The sequence below is a fragment of the Rubrivirga sp. genome (assembly GCF_049648075.1).
Lineage (GTDB): Bacteria > Bacteroidota > Rhodothermia > Rhodothermales > Rubricoccaceae > Rubrivirga.
The window spans coordinates 1-2,865 of the sequence record NZ_JBARYR010000262.1; the positions used below are offsets into that span (position 1 = coordinate 1).

3 protein-coding genes are annotated in these 2,865 nt (G+C 68.2%); 1 reads left to right on the top strand and 2 read right to left on the bottom strand.

Annotated features, from left to right (window positions below; genetic code table 11):
- Nucleotides 1-145: 145 nt before the first annotated feature.
- Complete coding sequence (gene aroA, locus WBA11_RS07795; protein ID WP_424520133.1) at nt 146-1,474, bottom strand: 3-phosphoshikimate 1-carboxyvinyltransferase; 1,329 nt, start codon at nt 1,472-1,474, stop codon at nt 146-148.
- Nucleotides 1,475-1,544: 70 nt separating this feature from the next.
- Complete coding sequence (add, locus tag WBA11_RS07800) at nt 1,545-2,576, bottom strand: adenosine deaminase (protein ID WP_424520134.1); 1,032 nt, start codon at nt 2,574-2,576, stop codon at nt 1,545-1,547.
- A gap of 146 nt (nt 2,577-2,722) precedes the next feature.
- On the opposite strand from add, the gene tatA reads away from it, so the two are divergent.
- On the top strand, nt 2,723-2,865 hold a 143-nt coding region (gene tatA, locus WBA11_RS07805), incomplete at its 3' end, for a twin-arginine translocase TatA/TatE family subunit (protein WP_424520135.1).

Consider the following 2,865-nt stretch of genomic DNA (forward strand, 5'->3'; position numbering starts at 1 on the left):
ATATCGCCGCCGTCGAGGTCTACCGTGGACCGGCGGAGGTGCCGAGCCAGTTCAACTACACTCGGTCTCGGCTGACGTGCGGGGCGATCGTGATCTGGACCCGGATTGTGGCCAACAACGAGTAGCCGTCCGTCCTCGAGGACGGCTAGTGATCGACGGAGCCCGCGGCGACGCTCTCGAGCTCGTTCCAGAAGGTTGGGAACGAGACGGCAGCGGCGCTGGCGCCGTGGATCTGGGTGGGGCCATCGGCCATGAGACCGGCGACGGCGGCGGCCATCGCGATCCGGTGGTCGTGCCGCGAGTCGACCTCGACGCCCTTGAGCGGTCGTCCGCCCTCGATGACGAGTCCGTCGGGGCGCTCCTCGACATCGGCGCCCATGTCGCGCAAGAACGCGGCAGTGGCCTCGATGCGGTCGGTCTCCTTGACGCGCAACTCTTGGGCGTCCCGGATGATGGTCCGGCCCTTGGCGAATGCGGCGGCGACGGCCAAGACGGGAATCTCGTCGATCAGGTTGGGTACGATGGCCCCGCCGATCTCGACGCCGTGCAGTCCGTTCTCTGGCGCCTCGACGCGTAGGTCGGCGAGCGGCTCGCCGGAGCGCTCGCGCTCATCGAGGACGCGGAGGTTCGCGCCCATCGCGCGCAACACATCGAGGACGCCACTGCGGGTCGGATTGAGGCCGACCGAGCGCAGGTCGATGATCGCGGACTCCGCGATGCTGCCGGCGACCAGGAAGAACGCCGCCGCCGAGACGTCGCGCGGGATCACGAACTGCCGCGCCGGGATCTTGTGGCCACGCTCGACCGAAATGTTCCGCTCGCCGCCGACCTCGAGGACGTCGAACTGCAACATCCGCTCGGTGTGATCACGGGTCGGAATCGGTTCGACGACGGTCGTGGTGCCGTTGGCGGAGAGCCCCGCGAGCAACACCGCGCTCTTGACCTGGGCCGACGCCATCGGCAGGCGGTAGGTCACGCCCTCGAGGTCGGCGCCGCGGACGGTGAGCGGCGCGTGGCCGTCGGTCATCTCGACGCGGGCGCCCATCTCGCGGAGCGGGTTCGCGATCCGCGCCATCGGCCTCGACGAGAGAGACGCGTCGCCGACGAGAGTCGAGTCGAACGGCCGGCCCGCCAGGAGTCCTGCGAGTAGTCGCATCGTCGTGCCTGAGTTGCCGCAGTCCAGCGGTGCCGTGGGAGCGGTCAGTCCATCGAGGCCGCGGCCGCTGACGAACAGGCTCGGCGTCCCGTCTTCCTCGAGGACGTCCTGGCGTTCCTCGATCTCGACGCCCAAGCCTCGGAGGCACGCCAACGTGCTGTGCGGGTCGGCGGCGTCGGAGAACCCGACGATCTCGCTCTCGCCCTGTCCGATGGCCGCGAAGATGGCGGCGCGGTGCGAGATCGACTTGTCGGCCGGAAGCTGGGGCGAACCGGCAAGCGCGGCGACAGGGTGGACGGTGACGACGTCGTGGGCCATGCGGATGGAGATCGGTCCGACCTCGAGGTTGGATGAGAGAGAGTCGTCCTCGAGGACGGTCGCGTCTGGGTCAGGCCTCGATGAGTGGAGTTACCTCCTTGAGCAGGTCGCACTTTTCGGCGTGGTTCAGGAACGCGTGGCGGAAGCCGTTGAGCACGACCTCCCGCAGCGGCTCGGCACCGATCCCGCACCGCGTGTGCGCAAGCCACAACTCCTCGGTCGTGGTCGTGTGGCTGAAGAGGGTGTTGTCGGTGTTGATCGTGACCGGCACGCCGGCGCGGACGTACTCGGCGACGGGGTGGGCCTCGTAGCTCGCGACGGCCCGCGTCTGGACGTTCGAGGTCGGGCAGACCTCGAGGGCGATCTGGCGGTCTACGAAGTAGCGAAGCAACTCCGGGTCCTGACCCAGCGTCACGCCATGGCCGATCCGGTGTGCGCCGCACTTGAAAAGGGCTTGCCGAATCGAGGCCGGGCCAAAGCTCTCGCCGGCATGGACGGTGATGTTCAACAGCTCTTTGCGAGCGAGGTAGAACGCCGCCCCGTGCATCTCGGCCGGGTTGCCGCTCTCGCCGCCGGCCAGGTCGAACCCGACGACGCCGCGTCCTCGGTAGCTCGCTGCGAGTTCGGCTTGGGCCAGTGATGCACTCTCGCGGCGGTCCCGAAGCCCGCACACGATGACGCCGGACCGGATGCCGTGGTCGCGCCGCGCGTCCTCGAGGCCGGCGAGCACCGCGTCGTTGACTTGCCACATCGTCAACCCCTCGTCCGTGTGCAGGATCGGTCCGTAGCGGACCTCGAGGTAGCGGACGCCGTCGTTCGCCATGTCTTCGGCGAGCTCGTAGGCGATCCGGTGCAGCGCGTCGCGCGTCTGCATGACGGGGATCGAGTAGCCAAACCACTGGAGGTACTCCTCGAGCGTCGGCGAGCCGTCGATCTTCTTGAGCTCTTGGGCCATGCCCTCGACGGTGTCGGTGGGGAACCGGTCGAGCTTGTCCTGCTCACGGGCCAACTCGAGCATCGTCTCCAGGCGGAGGGAGCCGTCGAGGTGGCAGTGGAGCTCGGCCTTGGGCCAAGCGGCGATGGTGGCGCGATCGAGGGGCATTGGGAGAAGGGGGACGTCCCCGAAGCTACCGTCGCGAGGGGCCGTCCTCGAGGTCGAAGCGGCTGCGGTCTCCGCGAAGACGAACGGGGCCGGGCACCTCTGCGGGGGCGGCACGTAGCTTGGAGGACCACTTTTCTCTCCACGTCATGGGAAGCCTCGGACCCTTCGAGATCCTCGCCATCCTCGTCGTCGTGCTGCTCTTGTTCGGAGCCAAGCGGATCCCTGAGATCGCTCGTGGCTTGGGCAAGGGCATCCGCGAGTTCAAGGACGCGACCAACGACATCAAGCA